The following is an 18,616-nucleotide window of genomic DNA, read 5'->3' as shown; positions in this document are numbered from 1 at the left end:
GTCGCCCGTCACCCCGCCGCCGAGACCCCGCTGCGCCAGGCCGGAAGCAGCTCGTCCAGCAGGGCTTCCGTACGGGGCGGCAGCCCCCGCGCCCCGCTCCGTGCGAGCAGATCCGCCGCCACCTGCTGAAGCCGGGCGGAATCGTCCGTGGCGGCCGTGGCCCGCAGCAGCTCGTTCCAGAGCCGCTCGTCGCCCGGCGCGGAGCCCAGCGCGGCGTTCAACGCCTCGATCGCCTTCTGGGCCCGCCCCTTCTCCAGGTGGAACTCACAGAGGGCGAGCCCGATGTCGGCGACGAGCAACGGCAGCTGCGCGTCGATTATCTCGTGCGTGAGCCAGGCGTAGCGGCCCTGCGGCCGGTCGGCGAGGAGCGGTCCGCGGACGAGCACCAGCGCGTCGGTGAGCATCCGCCCGCGCACGGCGCGGTTGCCGGCGCCGCGCCCCTGCGTGGCCTCGTGGTAGAGCGAGCGCAGCACGTCCAGGTCCGAGACGACGGACTTGGCGAGCGTGAGCCGCCCCCGCTGGTCGGCCCGCAGCCGCGGCGATCCGTCGGGGTCGGTGCCGAGCCATTCGCGCAGCCGCTCGACGAGCGCGTCGCGCACGTCGTCGGTGACGCCGCGCGGCCACAGCGCGGAGGCCAGCACCCGGGGGTGCACCCCTTCGCGGTGCAGGAGCAGCAGGGCGAGGGCCTCGTGCATCAGCGCGCTGCGCTCGCCGTCCGGCGTGTCGAGGCCGATGATCTCGTACGTGCCGACGAGGCGGGCGTAGACCGCGGGCCGCCCCTGCTCGGTGACGTCGACGAGGAACGGCGGCGCGGCGCCCGTGGGCCCGTCGTCGGGGCCCGTGGGGCCGGAGCCGCTCTCCGGGTCCGCCTCGGTGAACAGCCGGACCACGGCCCGCTGCTGGGCCTCGGGCAGCGTCTGGGCCTGGAGTTCGAGGCCGAGCAGGGGCGCGAGGAGCTTGCCCGCGCCGGTGATCTCCATCTCCCAGGCGGCGCCGGGCAGGTTCCCGGACTCCGTACCGACGAGGTAGCCGATGCCGAGGCGGCCGGCGTCGGCGGCGAGTTCGGCGAGCTTGACGGCGTCCTCACCGGTCGGTTCGGCGGCGAGCAGGACGAGGTGCGGGGCCCAGCGGGTGTGCCGGGCGGGACCGGTGCGGCCGGTGAGCACGGAGTCGTGCCCGGCGGCGCCGAGCGCGCCGCGCCGCTGCCGCGTCTCGGCCTCCATGGTCTCCAGGAGGGCCTCGACGTCTTCGAGGTGCCGCAGCCGGTTGGGCGCGAGCGGGGTGAGGTCCTGACCGAAGCCGACGACGGTGATGGTCATGCGGTCCGACCAGCCGTTGGTGGCGAGTTCGGCGGCGACCGAGGCGAAGACGGCGGCGCGGTCGCTCTCGCTGCCGCTCAGCGAGACGATGCCGGGCACGGACTCCAGGTTGAGGAGCAGCCGCGATTCCTCGGGGGCACCGAGAGTGCCGAGGCTGACGAGGCCCGGGTAGGGCGCGGCGGTGTCCACGTCCTCGTACCGCTCGGCGTCGGTGCGCGCCAGCACCCAGAACGTCTGGTCCTGCCCCAACTGCCAGGGCGCGGGCGGGCGTCCGGCGGGCTGGGCGAGCTGGAGGTGCAGGTCGCCGTTGGTCAGCCAGGCCGCGTACACGGTCGGCAGCTCGCGGTTCTCCGCGGCGAGGGAGGCGGCGAGGCCGCGCAGGGAGAGGTCGAGCAGGCGTACGCCCTCGGGGTCGGCGCCCACGAGCAGCGCGTCGTGCGCGTCGGCGGCGTCCCCGGTCGGGGTCCGCGGCTGCATGCCGCGGCGCCCGCCGACCGCGCCCATGGCCGACTGCCACAGGGCGTGGCGGCGACGGCGGCCGAGGGCGCCGAGCAGGCCGGCGGCGAGGAGGGGCGCGCCGAGGAGGGCTTCCGGCAGCCCGAAGCCGGAGCCTTCGGACTGGCCGCCGTCGGTGGCGGCGGGGCCTTCGGGAGCCTCGGGGGCTTCGGCGGCGGGTGTGTCGGGGGTGGCCGGGGCCTGCGGCATGGCCGGCTTGCCGGGGGCGGAGGGCCGCTGCTCGGGCAGGACGATGTGCGCGGTGTCGCGGTCGACGGAGCTGCCGCCGCCCTGCTCCTGACCGCCGCCCTGCCGCTGGTCGCCGGTCTTGGAGTAGTCGGAGATCTGCTCCTTGACGTCCTCGGAGACCTTCGGGGCCTCGTGGGGCATCTCGACGAGCTCGCCGCCGTGCGCGTCCGCGGGCATCTCCATGATCCAGCCGGGCCGGATGAGGCTGGCCTCGGAGAGCCTCGAACCGTCGGGCTGCTCGCGGTCCTTGTTGAGCTGGTAGATCTCCTTGTACCGGCGGCCGTCGCCCAGGTGCCGCTCGGCGATCTCCCACAGGGAGTCGTGGTGGCGGCCCTCGGGCGGCTGGATCCGGTAGTACTTCGTGTCGCCGTCCTTGGCGCTTCCGCCGCCCTCGGCGTGCGCGGCGGCCTGCTCGGCCTGCGCGGCGAGCGCGTCGGCGGCGGACGCGGCGGACTGCTGGCCCTGCCCGAAGAGGCCGGGGGTCTGCTGGGCGCTCGCGGCGGACCCGGGCTTCTGGTTCCCCTCCAGCGACTGCCCGAACTGCGAGAGCCCGGGCGCGAAGCTGGCGGCGGTGGCGCCCACCAGGAGCAGGGCGGCGACGAGCTGCCGCGCGAGCATCTGACTGCCACCGGCACCGGGCACCCGGCTCGGGATCCCTACGCCGGACAGCGCGGCCTTTATCTCCACGAGCACGCAGGCGGTGAACTGCGCCCAGGCGAACCAGACGACGACGGTCAGCACGTTGATGAACGTGCCGACGGTGATCTCCCGCTGCAACCAGCTCAGCGAGGGCGCCCCGCCCGGCAGCGGCCACCCCACGAACAGCACGAGCGCCGCGGGCACGCCGACCAGGAGCACGGCCAACGCGACGAAGGCGAGGAAGGCCTTGACGAAGTCCCCGACGGTACGCCCGCGCCTCGGCAGGGGCTGCGGCGTCCGGTTCCGCGGCGACTGCGGGTCAGGCGGGCTCGTCGAGCGTGAGGTGGTGCGCGCCATGGCGGGTGTCCTGGTGTCCTGTGGGAGGAGTGGATGGGCAAGTGACGTGTCGGGCGGGAGTACTGAGGTGATGGTACGGAAGGTGCGTCACCCGCATCGAGGGTGGCCGTCACAGTTCCGGTACGGATCGGGTGTGCCCGCGCGGCGCTCATCGGCCATCATGGCGTGCGGCATGATGGCGGCCCGCGACGCACGGCCAGAGCGAGTTGCTCGGGGGGAGACGGACATGGGTGGCAAGGGCAAGAGCGACCTCACGATCCCGCTCACGGATCTGGAGGACTACGGCAGTCGGCTGCGCTCCATCAAGACCCGCATGAACCGCACGAAGAAGATCTTCGAGTCCTACCGCGACGACATCGGCGACGGTGGTGTCTACGACGCCCTCGACGACTTCGAGTCCAACTGGGAGGACGGCCGCGAGGACATCGGCCAGCAGCTGGACCAGCTGGCGGACCTGTCCGACGCCGTCGTACGCGAGTTCAAGAAGCTGGACGACGACCTGACGAAGGCCGTCAACGACGCGGTGAAGGTGAACGAGGGCAAGGGCAGCAAGGGGGGCAAGGGCGGTAAGGGTGACGGGAAGGGCGAGGGCGGCGGCAAGTAGCCGCGGCGGCCTCAGCCCACCTCGTTCTCCGCGACCGCCCTGCCCTTCACCGTCACGTCGCCGCCGTAGAACATGCCCGTGAACACAGGGCTGTAGGTCATCTGGACCTCGACCTCGACCTGTTGCGGGTTCGCCGTCACGCACTGGGTGTTGGCCACGTCCGCGCCCTTGAGGCCCACCTCCTCGACGAAGGCCCTGACCCTGGCCGCGCAGTTCTCGTAGTTGATGGGCGCTCCCTTCGCGCCCTCGTAGATGTCCTCCAGTTCGAGGTCCTGCGCGGCGTAGCGCGCGGCCTGTTCCGCGATGTCCGCGGCGCGTTCCCGCTTGGAGATGGAGAGGCCGCCGTCGATGACGAACGCCGACAGCGTGAGGAAGACGAGCGCGAAGACGATGACGGCCCCGGCGCCCGAGCCCCGGTCGTCGAGGTGCGCGCGGCGGGCCGCGAACCAGTCGCGTACGACGAAACGGCGTCTCACGCCGACCTCCGGTACGGGTCCAGCGGCGAGCTGAAGGTGGCCTCCAATGTCGTCGGGACGTCCAGGCCCAGCATGGCAAGGCCCTTGACCTCGCAGCTGACCTCGACGGTGAAGAACGGGTCGACCTTCTCGTCGAAGCCGGTGCTCTTCTGGACGACCGAGACCGGGCCCGAGCACACGTCGGCGAGGTCGGCCGCCGCGGCCTTGCGCGCCTCGGCCAGCGCCGTCCCGTGCTCCTTCTGGATCGACCCGGCGCGGGCCGCGTCGCGCGCCGCACCGTCGATGGCCCCCCGGCCCTCGACGAGCTGGCCGAAGGCCACCAGGACCAGGATGAAGAGGATCATCACCGGGGCGAGGATCACCACTTCGACGGTCGAAAGGCCCCGGTCGTCGCGGCGGCGGCGCTCCCGCACCGCCGTACGCGCCTTTGCCCACGCGTCCCGTACGTCCCGCATCAGCCGGCCTCCTCCACGAACCGCTCCACCGGTCCCGCGGACCGTGCGTGCACGGTCAGGTCGAGCCCCGGGAAGACCGTGGGGATCCGCGCGGTGACCTCCACGCCGACCGTGTTCTGCTCCGGCTGGACGGTCTTCACCTCCGGGCCGAGCACCAGCTTCGGGCCGAGCTGGCGGATGTACGCGTCGGCCACGTCACGGGCCTCGCCCCGCCAGCCGCCGGGGTTCTCGTCGGCCGTGGCGCGGGCCTTGCGGGCGCCCGCCTGCGCCGCGGCCTGGGCGACGTGATCGGCGAAGAAGTACAGCGCGAACTGCACCGTCGCGAAGATCATGAAGAACAGCACCGGGGTGAGCAGCACGAACTCGATCGCGGTCATGCCGGATTCACCGCGGGCGGAGGCTGCCTCCACCCTGCGGCGTACGAATCCGCGTATGCCCGGCGTTCCCCGCATGTGCACCCCCGTCGTCCTTGGTCGGGCCGCGGTCAGCAGGTGCTGTCCGCGTCCGCGCCCTTGATGCAGTTGCCGACCTTCTTCGCGCCCGAGTCGAGCGCCTCGTTGATGACCGCGGCCACCACGCCCACGATCGCCACCACGACCGCCGAGATGATGACCCACTCGACCGCGGACGCACCGCGGTCGAGTTCGCCGGAGCGGGCACGCTGCACGCGGCCCTGAAGGAAGGTGATCACGAAGTCCAGGCCCGGGTTGCCGGTGCCGAAGTTCCGTCCGTTCATGGTGAGTTGTCCTCTCAGGAGTGGTGGGGGGAAGAAGCGCCGGTCCCCGTTGTCGCCGGCGCCGCTAGACCTGGAACACGCGCATCGCCGCCGGGAAGATGAGGAAGACCAGGAACCCCGCGCACAGCAGCAGCTGCGCGACCAGCATCGACTGGGACTTCTCGCCGGCGCTGCCCTCGATCTCGGCCAGCTCGCGGTGCCGCATCGTCTCCGCGCGGGAGGCGAGGGACTCGCGTACCTTCGCGCCGTCGTCCGCCACCAGCGCCAGGGACGCCGACAGGTCCTTCAGCTCCTCGACGCCCAGTTCCTCGCCGAGCGCGCCGAGTGCCTGCCACTGGCTGACACCGGTGATGCGGGCGTCGGCCAGCGCGCTGCGGATGCGCTGCGTCGCCCAGCCGTCGGAGACCTCCGCCGCCGCCATGAGCGCCTCGGGCAGGCCGCGGCCGCCCGCGAGGCTCATCGACACCAGGTCCAGATAGGCACCGATGACGCGGCGCAGATCGCGCCGCTTGTCCGCCGCGTCCCTGCGTACTTCCAGGTCGGGCAGGAAGAAGAAGAGCGCACCGAACATCAGCGCGAGCCAGACCGGGATGATCGGGCTGCGGCCGAGGCCGAGCGTGTAGACGACGGCGAAGAGGAACGGGCCGAAGAAGACGCCGACCGCGGCGAGGAGCACCTTCGTCGCGAGGAACTTCTCCCAGCTGCGGTCGAGGACCGCGAGGTCGGCCCGCAGCGACCGCTGCTCCCACCCCTGCTGGAGGTAGAACTCCGCGACGCGCATGCCGACGCGGGTGCGCATCGACCCGATGCGGCCGGGCTTCTCGGTGTCCGAGGTGGCCCGGTGCGACTCGTACGCCGCGCCGCGCGCCCGCATCGCGTCGATGCGGGCGACGGTGGCGACCGCGCTGCGCTTCGACGGCATCAGGGCGCGGATGAGGGCGAAGACACCGAGGCCGAGGACCGCGCCGATCACGATCGGCGTCGTCAGGCTCATCGACGTACCCCCTCGGGAGAGTTGGTGTAGCCCGGCAGCCCCTGCTGGCCCAGCAGCCCCTGCTGACCCGGCTGCGGCGTCTGGTCGTTGGCGGCGGCCGGGCCCCTCGGGCGGACGAACTGCACGCCCGGCTCGTCCTTGACCAGGAAGCGGTCCGGCGTCTCCACCGTCGACAGCTTCCGCAGCCACCAGAAGCCGAGCGCGAACAGCGCGCACACCATGGCGAGCACGAGCTGCCCGACGGGCGTGCCGTACGGCTCGACGAACTCACGGTTGAAGATGGAAAGGCCGAGGACGAAGGCGACCGACACCGCCACCACGATCTGCACCGAGCGGCGGGTCGACGCGCGCTGCGCCATGACGCGCTGGCGCATGTCGACCTCCTCGCGCGCCGACTTGGCGAGCGCGCCGAGGACTTGGCGCAGGCCGGGGCCGCGCAGCTTGGCGTTGAGGATGAGCGCCGCGACGATGATGTCGGCCGAGGCGTCGTCGATCTCGTCGGCGAGGATCTGGAGGGCCTCGGGCAGCGGGGTGCGGGCGCGCAGCCGGTCGACCAGGGCGTCCAGGTGGGGGCGGAGCACCGGCGCCGCCGCACGGGCGGAAGCGGGAATGGCCTGCTCCAGGCCGACCGCGCCCGCGATGGTGTCGCGCAGCGACTCCGTCCAGGCGGCGAGGGCCTCGACCCGCTTCATCTGCGCCCGTTCCTCGGCGGCGCCGCCGAAGAGCTTGTCCCAGAAGAAGACGAGGATGCCGGCGGCGATGCCCGCCACCGCCCAGCGGGTGAGGAGCAGGACGACCAGGCCGACACCGGCCGCGAGGGATCCACGCCGGCCGGCGAACCGAATCAGTTCGCTCGCGCGCTCGCTCGCCTTGTGCTTCTCGTGGGCGGGCTTGGCGGGCAGGCCGCGGATCGCGATGGCGAGGAGCGCGAGGCCGCCGCCCGCGGCGACACCGCAGCCCAGTGCGTACAGGACGGGCAGCGAGAAGAGGCCGCCCATGGCGCCGAGGGATCCCACGGCCTGCGAGTCCAGCGTGTTCATGTCGTGCTCACCCCCATTGCCCGGCGGGCCGGTAACCGAACGCCGCCAGGTCGTCCATGCAGGCTATCGGCGCGTGCGCGACGACCCGTCCGTCGGGGGCCTCCGCGAAGACCTCGCTGGACAGGACGCGGCCGTCGACGCCGTTGACCTCGCGGATCGAGGTCACCATGCGCTGGAGCTTGCCGCCGGACTGGTAGTTGTTGCGCCGCTGGATGAAGACGACGAAGTTGACCGCTCCCGCGACGAGCATCTGGCTCGCCTCGATGGGCAGCCGCTCGGACGCCTGCAACGCGTACGTGGAAATACGGTTGAACACCTCACTGGAGCTGTTGGCGTGGATCGTGGAGAGCGAGCCGTCGTTGCCCTGCGACATCGCGTTCAGCATCGTCACGATCTCGTCGCCGAGGACCTCACCGACGATGACGCGCGAGGGGTTCATGCGCAGCGAGCGGCGCACCAGCTCCGCCATCGAGATCTCGCCCTGGCCCTCGGAGTTGGGCAGCCGCTCCTCGAACGCGACGACGTTCGGGTGCAGGTCGGCGAACTGGTCGAGGCCGAGCTCCAGGGCGCGTTCGACGGTCACCAGACGCTCGTGCGGCGGGATCTCGTTGGCGAGGGCGCGCAGCAGCGTCGTCTTACCGGCGTTCGTCGCGCCCGCGATCATGATGTTCTTGCGGGCGCGGACCGCGCAGGCGAGGAAGTGGCCGATCTCCGGGGTCAGCGTGCCGTTGCCGACCAGGTCCGACATGAAGACCTTGCCCATGCGGGCGCGGCGGATGGAGAGGGCGGGGCGGCGCGTGACGTCCATGACCGCCGACAGACGCGAGCCGTCCGGCAGCCGCAGGTCGAGCTGCGGGTTCGCGGAGTCGAAGGGGCGCGAGGACAGACCCGAGTACGCGCCGAGGACCTGGATGAGCTCGACGAGTTCCTCGTCGGTCTCGGCGACCGGGTCGGCCTTGGTCTCCCGGCCGTCGGCGTATCCGACGAAGACCTGGTCGCAGCCGTTGATGTCGATGTTCTCGACCTCGGGGTCGTCGAGCAGCGGCTGCAGCCGTCCGACGCCGAAGAGCGCGGCGTGCACGGCGGCCGCGTACTGCTCCTCGGTCTCCGCGTCGAGCGGGGTGCGCCCGGCGTTGATCTCCGCGCGCGCATACTCCTCCAGGATCTGTGCGATGACGGCGCGGGCGTAGTGCCGCTCGTCCTCGCCCGACATCGGGGTGACGCCGGATATCTGGTCGAGGCGGCGCTGCTCGGCGATGCGGTCACCGGCTTCTTGCCGGAACCGCTTCACCAGCTGGTGGTCGACGGGCGTACTCATCGGCCCGCTCCGGGCTGCGGCTGCTGGGTGGCGCGGGCGGGCTGCTGCGCGACGGGGTTCGTCCAGGCGGCGCCGTACTGCTGGTACAGGTCGACGGTCACCTTGCGCGCGGAGCGGATGAGCAGCGACTTGTCGAGCCGTCCGCGCTTGCGCCCGGCCAGCTGGTCGGCGCCCGCCGGGTCGTCGGCGAGGGTGCCGACGACGCGGGCGCCGGTCTGCGCGGCCACCAGCATGTCGTTGACCTGGTGGACCAGCTTGGCCGAGGTCGACGGGTCGGTGATCAGGAGGACGCCGATGAGCGGGGTCGCGAGCGAGGCGGCGCCGCGCGAGCCGCCGTGCAGCTTGGCGGCGAGGGCCGCGGCACGGTCACGTACGCGGGCCAGCGATTCGGGTTCGGTGCGCGAGACGAGCAGGACGAGGGCGGCCTGCGGGAAGAGTTCGACGGCCGGGGTGTCGCCGCTGACGCGCCCGCAGTCCGCGATGACGTCGGCGGGCGCGTGCGGCGAGTCGGCGAGCTGGGAGAAGGCGCGGCCGAGGGTCGGCCAGAGCCCGGCGAGACCGGCCGCCTGCTCGGCGACCCCGAGCCCGACGAGCACTTCGAGGCCGCCGCTCAAGGGCTGTACGTGGTCCCAGAGTTGGTCGGGTACGAGGCCGCGGCGCGCCGTGGCCGCGATGGACAGCATGCCGGTGTTGGGGTTGAGCGGTCCGCCGTGCGCGGCGGCGCTGCGGTAGACCAGGTCGCCGCCCGCGGGGTCGGTCTCCGCGACCAGTACGCGGCGCGGCCAGACCGCGGCGAGCGCGACGGCGGCGGTGGTGACGCCGGGCGACCCCTTGTCGGCGGCGAGAGCGATGAGCGCCATGTCTCTTCTACTCGCTTCTAGTTGCCGTTGCCGGTGACGCGTACGACGACGACCTTGCCCTCGGACGCGGCGCTCGCCAGGGCCGCGACCTCCTCCTGCGGGACGAGGAGGGTGATGTTCTGGTTGCCGGTGCTCACGGTGGCGTCGCTCTTGCTGCTGACCTTGCTCACCTTGGCGGCGGCGACGAGCGGGGTACCGCCGCCGGAGCTGGAGCCGCCGCTGCCCGTGGAGCCCTTGCCGCTGGAGGTGCCGGAGAGAACGGGGTAGGCGGCGACGGTGTCACCGCTCTTCAGGTCGGCGGGGTACTGGCCCTCCTTGAGAGCGAGGCCGACGGAGGCCTTGCCCGCGGGCAGGGTCTCCTTGGCGCCGAACATCTCGCCGACGGCGACAGCGCCCTTGGGGATGGTGCTCTTGGCCTTCAGCTTGGTGAGGGCCTCGAGCTGCTCCCACTTGACGTAGTTGATGGAGGTGTCCTCGGCGACCATCACAGAGGTGATGTTCACGCCCTCGGCGACCGACTCGCCCGCCGGGATCTCCTTCGTCACCTTCACGACCTCGATCCGGTCACCGGCGCGCAGCACGAGCACGGTGGCGCCGAGCGCACCGACGAGGATGAGGAGGACGGCCAGTGCGGCAAGTGCCGGTTTGCGCTCGCGAGGCGGCGCGGGAAGGCGCTCACCGACCGCCGGCTGAACCGGTGCGGAGGAACGGCTGTTGCCCGCCCCCATACGCTCCTGGATCTTCACGCAACTGCTCCCCGCACGCCCAAGAAGACTCGGTCAATTTCCGTCATTTGTGACACTCGCGACTCTCTCGCCCCGCCTCGGGCGGGCTATTCAGCCCCAGGCTCAGTGTCAAGCCATCGCACCGTATCAGCAGCACATAAGCCCCTCAAGGCGTGTTAAAGATCGCGAAGCTCACACCTCTCATCGTTATCCGCGCGCAATCCGGGCGGGTTGCTCGCGATGCGGTTCTTGCCCTGTGGAGCGCGGCCGACATGTGCGTACGTGAAGGCGTGAACTTTGCCCAACTGGCGCCCCGTACCCGCTCGCCCCTGGCCGGCGGCGGCTTCCACACGGTTCCCACACGTCACGGACCGGGCGCGGCACAGCCGTGCCATGATCCGTCGACGCGGAGGACGACGCCGACGGGTGCCGTACCGGTTCCCGACCGCGGCCTCACGTGCCCCACCACACACGACGGGAAGGAACCGACCGTGAGCACCCCTGCCGACCGCACCCCACTCCTCCCCCTCTCCCGCGCAACTCTCGCCTCCGATCCGCGACTTCTCGCGGCCGTGCGCGAGATCGGCGTCCGGCGCGGCTTCGACTACACGGACGACGCAGCGACGACGGCGCTGCTGGAGGAGCGCCGGAAGGCGGTCCACCGGGCAGGCACCAGCGCTCCGGGCTGGATCGGCGCCCTGCTGATCGTCGCGGGCGTCCTCTGGCCGCTCTTCTCCCCCATGGTCCCCGCCATGTCCGGCAGACCCCCGGCCCTGCTGTTCGGTCCGGCCGTCCCCCTCCTGGCCCTCGGGTCCTGGCTCTGGGTGCTCGTGCGGCGGCGCTGGAAGCGGCAGTTGCTGCATCCGCTGCTGGCCGGGTACCGCGAGGTGATCGGTTGCGCACGAGCACACGGGGTTCCGGTGACCCACATACCGGACTGGCTGGTGGGCCGCACACAGAGCGGCAGCGGGAAGGGGGCGGCGCCGATCCCCTCGTACCCGGAGGCGGGCGCGCGTTCCGGCGTGGCGGGTGGCAGGTCCGGGGCGGCGGGTCCGCGGCGAAGGGGTGGCCGAAGGGCGCCGTGGCCGACGAACGGCGCACGTCCTGCTGCTCTGGCCGTCGTGACAGAGGGAGCAGGCGGTGGCGTACGTACGGGCGCTCGCGGCGGCGCAGGCGGCGGGAGCACGGGTGCCGGAAATGTCGCCTGCGTTGCGGAAGTTGCTCGCCGAGGAGACCGAGCGAGCGACGGAATGAAGACGGCATGACGCCGGAATGAACCTGCCCCGGGGAATTGCCCTCTCTCTTTCCGGCGCGAGGGTCCGACGGGATTGTTGAAGCGTTGAGCAAAACCCACCCAGGCCAGCCTGGTCCGGGCCTTTCGCGCGCAGAGCAGTGCGGCGGCGGTGACTGCACACCGCACCGCATTCCGCTACTCCTGCCGTACGAAAGAGAAACAGCCCCCCCATGAATTCCAAGAGAACCCCCACGCGCAAGACCTCCATAGCCGCCGGTCTCGCCGCGACCGGCGCGGCACTGGCGATGGTGGCCACGTCCGCCCCCGCAGCGCACGCGATCATCGGCGGCACCGAAGTCCCCAACGATGCCTACCCGTTCATGACGGCGGTCCTGGACAAGGGCCCGGGCAGCGCGCTCGACCGCCAGTTCTGCGGCGCGAGCCTCGTCACGCCGGACACGGTCGTCACGGCGGCGCACTGCCTGGTCGACGACGCGGGCAAGCCGGTGAAGCCGAAGACGCTCCAGGTGGCGGTGGGCCGCACGGTCCTGTCCTCCCGGCAGGGCCAGATACGTGACATCGCCAAGGGCGGCGTCGTCGTGCACCCGCGCTACCTCAAGGGCCAGGAGGCCTACGACGTGGCGTTCCTCCAGCTGAAGAAGCCGGTGCGGGGCATCTCCCCGGTCGCGCTCCCCACGCAGGGCACGGACGCGCTGATCCGCCCGGGCCAGAAGGCGACGGTCGCGGGCTGGGGCAACACGGACACGGAGCTGCCCCACACGCCCGACCGCCTGCGGCAGGTGCGGGTCCCGATCCTCTCCCACGCCGAGTGCAGGACGAGCTACGCGGAGTACGACGCCAAGGTCAACTTCTGCGCCGGCGTCGAGACCAAGGACTCCTGCCAGGGCGACAGCGGCGGCCCCATCTTCCGCAAGGTCCCCGGCCGCGAGGCCCCGATCCTGATCGGCGTCGTCTCCTACGGCGACGGCTGCGGCGCGCAGGGCGCCCCCGGTGTCTATACGTCGCTCAGCTCGTCGAAGCTGTGGAAGACGCTGGACGAGTCGCCCTCGGGCAAGAAGATCAAGCGGGCGATGAACCGGCGCTGACGGCCGGTTGATGCGGGCGGGCGGCCCGGGACACACAACCGAGTCCCGGGCCGCCCTTTTCTGCCAGCCCGATGAAAGCCCGATTCAGCGGATGCCCTCGATGAGTTTCTCCAGTGCCTTGTCGCCGGTGTCCGCGAGCAGCGTGGCACTGTCCATGCCGATATAGACCTTGCCGTCCGGCGCGATTCCCAGATAGCTGTTGCGGCGGTCGGCTTCGCCGACGGGATATAGATACGCGCCCGCCTCCTCGCTGAGCACGTCGAAGATCTCGTCGTCCCATTCGGCCGCGAGAGGGTCGAGTCGGAAGCCCATGCGGGCCATCGTCCTGCCCGGGCCCCGCTCCTCGCATGCCAAGCCGCCGAACTCGGCGAGGAAGAGCCGTGCCGCCTCGTGGATCGCGAAGCCGCCGTGATCGCGCAGGACTTTCTCCCACTCGGCCGTGGGCACGGTTCGCCCGGGGTGCCAGCCGACCGCCCGCAGTACGCGGTCGGACTCCGCGGACCAACGCCCGGGGGATTCTTCAGTCATCTCTAGGTCACCGCCGTGATTCCGAATTGGTCGAGCACATGCTGACATGACGAACAGGGGGCCTTGGGCACACCGTGCTTGGGGTTGCCCGCCGCCCGCACGTCCACCGCAGCACTCACGCCGCCCCGCGGATCGTGTCCGGAGTTCATGGCGTTGGAGAGGGCTTCCGCCTCGCCGCACCGTCCATGCTGGTTCCCCGTCGGGCGCAGCTCCATCGGAACCCTGTCGTAGGCGGCCTGGACGTCCGGGTGCAGGTTGTGGTCGCCGCCGCCCTTGATGCTCGCACCGCTGTACGTCTGCGGATGCCCGGGCACCGTGAGACCGGCCGCGCTCGTCGGCCTGGTCTGCTTGCTGGCGCCCGGCCGGCCCTGTTCGAGATCGGCGCGGTCGCGTGCGGCCTGCAAGGCGCGCTCGCAGTCCGGCGCCAGGCCGAGCGGGTCGACCCCGGTGAAGGGGTTCGCCGCGTAGGCGCGGGGGTTCGGGCCCGGCGCGAGATCGAGGGGGTCCAGGGAGACGTACTGGCCCGTCTCCGGGTCGTAGTGGCGCTGATAGTTGTAGTGCAGCCCCGACTCGGGATCGTGGTACTGGCCGGGGAACCGGAGAGGGCAGCACGCGCGGTCACCGGACGCCTCCTCGTCCACCGGCGCGCCCCAGACCGTGGTCCGGGAGCACCATGCCAGCTCGCCCTCCGCGTCGCACAGCTCCGTCGGCGTGCCGACCACGTCGGTGACGATCGAGTAGAACTCCTCGTCGATCCACTCCTGCTCCGCGTCCTGGTGGGCCCGGAACCCGGCGACGCGCTCCACCTGCGTGACCGGACTGAAGCGGTCCCTCTCCCAGTCCCACGTCGTACACCTGAGCGGCTCGTCGCCGGACCGTCTGACCTGCTCCGCGAGCACGAAGCCGTCCCAGACGAACCACACCTCCTCCACGACGGTTTCACCGTCCGCCGCGAAGCGCCGCTTCGCGATGCGGCGCCCGAACGGGTCGTACAAATACGCCCACTTCGTCCCGTCCGGCGTGACCACGCCGACCAGGCGGTCCTGGCTGTCCCACGTGTAGTGCCAGACGTCGGCCTTCCGGGAGAGCCGCTTTCTGCGCCGCCGCACCACGCGGCCCTGGGCGTCGAAGACGTAGCGCACGCCCCCGGGCCTGCCCGAACCGCCACTCACGCCTCCGGAGGCCGCGGCCGCCGCGGCCCCCTGCCGCTCCGCCGACGCCACATTCCCGGCCGCGTCGTAGGCGTACCGCTCCGACCAGGTGTCCGCCCGCACAGCGGTGACCCGTCCGGTGGGGTCGACGTCGATGGTGCGGCGGCCGTTGACCAGGTCGTCGATCGTGTGGATCGTGCCGTCCGACCGGTAGCGGTACGTCCGCTCCTGCACCCTGCGCCGTTCGGGCCTGGTCGGCGAGGCGTCGGCAGTCACCGCCTGCGAACTGAGCCTGCTGTCCGGGTCCCAGCCCTGGGTGAGCACCATCGCTCCCGCGCGGCGCTCGATCTCGCGGCCGGCGTCGTCGTAGCCGAAGCTGACCGCACGGCCCGCCGTCCGGAGCAGTACGGGCCGGTCACGGCCGTCGTACTCCCAGAGGCTCTCGGCGTTCGACGGCGTCACCCGGCGCGTGCGCCTGCCCAGCTCGTCGTAGGCGGAGCGCACGGTCGCGCCGTTGCAGGTCTCGGCCAGAATCCGGCCGAGTGCGTCGCGTTCGTAGGCGACCTCCGCATGCTCGCTGCGCACCACGCGGAGGTTGCCCACCGGGTCGTACTCGTAGCTCGTGACCCCCTCGGGCGTCCGCTGTTCCAGGACTTTGCCGAGCAGGTCACGCACGTACTCGGTGGTCTCTCCGGCGCCGTTCGTCTGCCCGATCAGCTGTCCGGCCGCGTCGTGGCGGTAGCTGCGCGTACGACCCTCGAAGTCCCGCTCCTGGATCAACCGGCCGGCGTCGTCGTAGGTGTAGCTCCAGGTGGCGCCGAGCTGGTTGGTCACCGAGGTCACCCTGAGTTCACCGTCGTAGGTGAAGCGCAGGCATGACCCGTCCGGCTCGGTCCGCTTCTCCAGCAGGTCGAACGCGCCGTACTCGAAACGCGTCACGCGGCCGAGGGAGTCCACGTATTCGACGAGGTTGCCCTCACCGTCGTAGGCCCGCCGCTCCGTACTGCCGTCGGGCAGGGTGCGCAGGGCGAGCCTGCCTTCCGGCGTCCAGGTGTAGGCGGTGCGGGAGCCGTCTGGGCCGGTCTGCGCGACGAGCCTACCGAAGGCGTCCCGTTCGTAGCGCGTCGTCGCGCCCTCGGCATCGGTCGTCGCGACGGGGAGCCCCGCCGCGTCAGTCTCCACCCGGGTCGCCCGCCCCGTGGCATCGGTGATCGTGGATATCCCACCGGCCTCGTCGTACCCGAAGGAGAGGCGGGTGCCGGTCGGGTCGGTCTCCGCCGTGAGACGGCCCGCGGAGTCGTACTCCATGCGCCACACAGCACCGTCCGGCTCGGTCACCGTCACGGGCCTGCCGCGCTCGTCGAGTTCGGCGACGCTCTGCCCGCCGTCCGGCCGCAGGACATGCGTCGGAAAGCCGTGCTCGTCGTAGCGGTAGCGGGTCGTCCGGCCGAGCGGGTCGGTGCGCGAGAGCAACCGGTCGTAGCGGTCCCATTCCAAGTACGTGGTCTGCCCGAGCGGGTTCGTCTCGGACATGAGCTGGCGCAGCTCGTTGTGCCGGTAGGTGGTGGTGCGGCCGAGGGAGTCCGTGTAGCGCGTCTCGCGGTTCTCGGTGTCGTACGCGACGGTGCAGGAGAGCCGGCCGTCGGTACCCTCGCCCCGGACACAGCGGTCGAGGTCGTCGTACGTGAAGCGGTACCAGCCGCCGTTGCGGTCGGTCCAGGACGTGATGCGGTTGCGGCCGTCGTACGTGAGTTTCAGCGCACCACCGGAGTCGCGGACCTCGGTGAGGTTGCCCCGGCCGTCGTCGCTGTAGCCGTAGGACAGCAGGGTGACGCCCTCGGGCCCCGCCTCCGCATCGTCCAGGCGGAGCCGGGTGACGCGGCCTCCGTCCGTGTCGACACGCAGGTGCCGCCCGGCGGAGTCCCGTACGGCCGTCGGCGTCCCGATCGCGTCGCGGTCGAATTCGACGCGCCTGCCGGTGGAGTCCGAGATCGCAGCCAAAGGCATCACGAACGCGGTGTCGTCCGGGCCGGGCGCGCCCAGAGACGCGAAGTGCCGGACCGTGCCTGCCTGCGGGTCGGAGATGCGGATGGGGGCGCCCGGCGAGCCGTCCCAGTCCAGCGGCCAGCGCGGACCTTCGAGGGGCATGACCGAGGCACCGGGCCGGGGCACCGGATACAGGAGAATCATGCCGTCCTCGGCGGCGAACACCACTCCCTCGGCGTCCAGTTCGAGCCGCTCGTCGAGCGTCGAGGCCCACGACGGCCCGAACCACCGGCCCCATCCGTATGTCGACAGGTGGGTACGCCGAAGGACCAGCGGCATCAGCCCCGGGAGGTCGACGTCGGTCTCCTCCATGAGCATCTCGCCGGAGACCATGTCGATCGGGTCACCGTTCTTGCACCGCGAGGCGGCCTTCTTGCCCGCACCCGCCGCGTCGTCGGCACCCCTGCGCAGCCCGCCCTTGCCCAACCCCTTGGCCATGGCCTTGAGGCCGCCCTTGGCTCCCTTGGCGAGTTTGGCCGCGGTGGTGATGCCCTTGGCGCCGGGTATGCAGTCGAGGGCGGAGAACGCCACGTCCATGAGCGTGGCTTGACCTTTCGCGTATTTGCTCAAGGTGTCCGCGAGGACGATGGCCCCGGCGACGATGACGATGGCGGCGAGAATCGGGCCGCCGACGATCATCGCGATGATGCCGACGACGGCGACGACGACCTTGCAGATCTCGACAATGGTGTCCCAGTTGTCGGAGACCCAGTCGCCGATCTCCTCCCACCACTTGCGGTTCCTGATACCCGCATCCGAGGCCTCGTCGATCTTCCGCTTGGCGGTGCCCGCGGCCTCCTCGCGCATCTTGCGGGCATCGGCGGCCATCTTCTTGGCCGCCTCCAGCGCGCTCTTGGCGGCGTCGACGTCACCCTGCGCGGACTTCTGGGCCTTCTCCGCGGAGGCGGCGTTACGGGTGGCGGCGCGGACCTTGTCCTCGTCCGGCTTGGGCACGTCCTTGCCCTGGGAACCACCCTTGTCCTTGTACTTGTCGGCTTCCTTGCCGGCCTTCTCCACCCACGACTCGGCCGAGGAGAGACGGGACTTGGCGCTGCTCAGGTCCGCCTGGGCCTCGCGGCCCTTGACCAGCGCCTTGTCGGCCAAGGCCTGGGCGCGCTCCAACTCCGGCCAGTACGCGGCCAGCGCGTCGCCCGCCATCCCGTAGGACTTCTTGAGCTTCTTCAGCTTCTCCGGCGCCTTCTCGAACTTCTCCGTGAAAGCGTCCGCGGTCTTCCCCGCCCACCGCAGGATCGCGTCCTCGCCCGCCATCCCCTTGATGTCCCGGAGCACCTTGCCGACATCGTCGGAGAAGTCATGCAAGTCCTTGGCCAGCTTGCGCACCCGGTCGGGATCTCCCGGCGTCGGGTCCTTCTCCAGATCCAGGACGTGCCAGTCCCTAGGCCGGTGGCCCCCCATGCGTCATCCCCCGTCATACCTGCAGCTACAGCTACAGCAGCCACCGTACAGAGGTACGAATTTACTAGCCGAGGTGTCGGTGGCGGGAGGCGCCTTGGGGCGGCCGGCCCTACTCCGCTACTCCGCTACTCCGCTACTCCGCTACTCCGCGAAGCGGAACGTAGAAGTCACCGCGTCGAAGATGTCGAAGAAGGAATCCGCCAGTTCCAGGATCTGGCTGCTGCCCGAGACCAGCGCGACCTTGCCCTCCTGGCCCGGCACCGGGATGAACGTCTGCATCAGGACGACGCGGATCGTGCGGTCGTCACCCTGTACGGAGATGTCCTCGATGCCGTACGTCCGTGCCGCGAGGCCGACGCCCGGGATGTCGACCGTCGTGACCTTCCGCCACGCGTCGCCCTCCCGCTTGGCCTCGCGTACGCCGAGCTGGGCGACGATGCGTTCCGGGTCGGTGGGCAGGATGTCGCCGCTGGGCGTGCGCGCGCCGACCAAGGAGACCGTGACCGAGCCGGTGACCGGCGTATCGCCGCCGAAGGTCTCCGCCATGCAGCCGCAGTACAGCGCGCCGGACTGCCAGGCGTCCTTCGAGGCCTTGCGCAGGAACGCCTCGAAGGTCTCGCGGTACGGGGCCAGCTCGGGGCGCGCACGCACCCGGTCGTTGATCATCTGGCGGATCGCGGAGTCGCGCGACTCGGGGCGTACGTCGAACTCCCACCACGTCTCCGGCACCTTGATGCTGAATCCGCCGCGCGCGATGGTCTGCGGTGCTGTGTAGCGGGCCATGGCTGTTCTCGTCCCCTTTGTCGGCGTGCGCCGGTCCGGTCGCTGACCGGTCCGGGAGCCAGCCTACGAGGCGGCGCCCTCCGCG

Annotated in this window: 16 protein-coding genes; 3 read left to right on the top strand and 13 right to left on the bottom strand. The window is 71.4% G+C overall.

All coding sequences use genetic code 11. The annotated features are described in order from the left end of the window. Window positions 1-8: 8 nt before the first annotated feature. Window positions 9-3,059: a bacterial transcriptional activator domain-containing protein gene (locus KKZ08_RS22195; RefSeq protein WP_223776128.1), complete on the bottom strand. Its 3,051-nt coding sequence runs from the start codon at window positions 3,057-3,059 to the stop codon at window positions 9-11. 226 nt (window positions 3,060-3,285) lie between these two features. On the opposite strand from KKZ08_RS22195, the gene KKZ08_RS22190 reads away from it, so the two are divergent. Next, on the top strand, window positions 3,286-3,663 hold the full coding sequence (locus KKZ08_RS22190; protein WP_223776127.1) for a hypothetical protein: 378 nt from the start codon (window positions 3,286-3,288) through the stop codon (window positions 3,661-3,663). A gap of 11 nt (window positions 3,664-3,674) precedes the next feature. Here the strand turns inward: KKZ08_RS22190 and KKZ08_RS22185 are convergent, their stop codons facing one another. The 9 genes from KKZ08_RS22185 to KKZ08_RS22145 form a co-directional block, all read right to left on the bottom strand. Further along, entirely contained in the window at window positions 3,675-4,139 is a 465-nt protein-coding gene (locus tag KKZ08_RS22185) for a pilus assembly protein TadG-related protein (RefSeq protein WP_223776126.1), read from the bottom strand. Next, the gene (locus KKZ08_RS22180; protein ID WP_223776125.1) at window positions 4,136-4,594 is read right to left on the bottom strand and encodes a TadE/TadG family type IV pilus assembly protein; all 459 of its coding nucleotides are present in this window, start codon (window positions 4,592-4,594) and stop codon (window positions 4,136-4,138) included. Before KKZ08_RS22180 ends, KKZ08_RS22185 begins: the two co-directional genes overlap by 4 nt. Then, window positions 4,594-4,971 carry a TadE family protein gene (locus KKZ08_RS22175; RefSeq protein WP_223776124.1) on the bottom strand — a complete coding sequence of 126 codons (378 nt, stop codon included), beginning with the start codon at window positions 4,969-4,971 and terminating at the stop codon, window positions 4,594-4,596. Before KKZ08_RS22175 ends, KKZ08_RS22180 begins: the two co-directional genes overlap by 1 nt. A gap of 107 nt (window positions 4,972-5,078) precedes the next feature. Continuing rightward, window positions 5,079-5,330 carry a hypothetical protein gene (locus tag KKZ08_RS22170; RefSeq protein WP_223776123.1) on the bottom strand — a complete coding sequence of 84 codons (252 nt, stop codon included), beginning with the start codon at window positions 5,328-5,330 and terminating at the stop codon, window positions 5,079-5,081. A gap of 64 nt (window positions 5,331-5,394) precedes the next feature. Continuing rightward, window positions 5,395-6,324: a type II secretion system F family protein gene (locus tag KKZ08_RS22165; protein ID WP_223776122.1), complete on the bottom strand. Its 930-nt coding sequence runs from the start codon at window positions 6,322-6,324 to the stop codon at window positions 5,395-5,397. Next, window positions 6,321-7,364 carry a type II secretion system F family protein gene (locus tag KKZ08_RS22160; protein WP_223776121.1) on the bottom strand — a complete coding sequence of 348 codons (1,044 nt, stop codon included), beginning with the start codon at window positions 7,362-7,364 and terminating at the stop codon, window positions 6,321-6,323. The genes KKZ08_RS22165 and KKZ08_RS22160 overlap by 4 nt, the downstream gene beginning before the upstream one ends. 7 nt (window positions 7,365-7,371) lie before the next feature. Continuing rightward, window positions 7,372-8,682, bottom strand: coding sequence for an ATPase, T2SS/T4P/T4SS family (locus KKZ08_RS22155; RefSeq protein ID WP_127912108.1), 1,311 nt, complete (start codon window positions 8,680-8,682; stop codon window positions 7,372-7,374). Then, window positions 8,679-9,542 carry a hypothetical protein gene (locus KKZ08_RS22150; protein WP_223776120.1) on the bottom strand — a complete coding sequence of 288 codons (864 nt, stop codon included), beginning with the start codon at window positions 9,540-9,542 and terminating at the stop codon, window positions 8,679-8,681. The genes KKZ08_RS22155 and KKZ08_RS22150 overlap by 4 nt, the downstream gene beginning before the upstream one ends. Before the next feature lie 17 nt (window positions 9,543-9,559). Beyond that, window positions 9,560-10,288: a hypothetical protein gene (locus tag KKZ08_RS22145; RefSeq protein WP_223776119.1), complete on the bottom strand. Its 729-nt coding sequence runs from the start codon at window positions 10,286-10,288 to the stop codon at window positions 9,560-9,562. A gap of 470 nt (window positions 10,289-10,758) precedes the next feature. On the opposite strand from KKZ08_RS22145, the gene KKZ08_RS22140 reads away from it, so the two are divergent. Continuing rightward, window positions 10,759-11,532, top strand: a complete 774-nt coding sequence (locus KKZ08_RS22140; RefSeq protein ID WP_223776118.1) for a hypothetical protein — start codon at window positions 10,759-10,761, stop codon at window positions 11,530-11,532. Window positions 11,533-11,731: 199 nt separating this feature from the next. Continuing rightward, on the top strand, window positions 11,732-12,607 hold the full coding sequence (locus KKZ08_RS22135; protein ID WP_223776117.1) for a serine protease: 876 nt from the start codon (window positions 11,732-11,734) through the stop codon (window positions 12,605-12,607). A gap of 84 nt (window positions 12,608-12,691) precedes the next feature. On the opposite strand, the gene KKZ08_RS22130 is transcribed toward KKZ08_RS22135, so the two are convergent. From KKZ08_RS22130 to KKZ08_RS22120, 3 genes are all read right to left on the bottom strand, one after another. After that, complete coding sequence (locus tag KKZ08_RS22130; protein WP_223776116.1) at window positions 12,692-13,135, bottom strand: SUKH-3 domain-containing protein; 444 nt, start codon at window positions 13,133-13,135, stop codon at window positions 12,692-12,694. Between the two features lie 2 nt (window positions 13,136-13,137). After that, window positions 13,138-17,748 (bottom strand): DUF6531 domain-containing protein, encoded by a 4,611-nt coding sequence (locus KKZ08_RS22125; RefSeq protein WP_223776115.1) that lies wholly within the window; start codon window positions 17,746-17,748, stop codon window positions 13,138-13,140. Window positions 17,749-17,889: 141 nt separating this feature from the next. Further along, window positions 17,890-18,531, bottom strand: a complete 642-nt coding sequence (locus KKZ08_RS22120; RefSeq protein ID WP_223776114.1) for a hypothetical protein — start codon at window positions 18,529-18,531, stop codon at window positions 17,890-17,892. Between the last annotated feature and the right edge of the window lie 85 nt (window positions 18,532-18,616).

Source organism: Streptomyces sp. 135 (assembly GCF_020026305.1).
Taxonomy (GTDB): Bacteria; Actinomycetota; Actinomycetes; order Streptomycetales; family Streptomycetaceae; genus Streptomyces.
The sequence above is the reverse complement of the archived record's forward strand: the minus strand, read 5'-3'. Positions and strand labels throughout refer to the sequence as shown.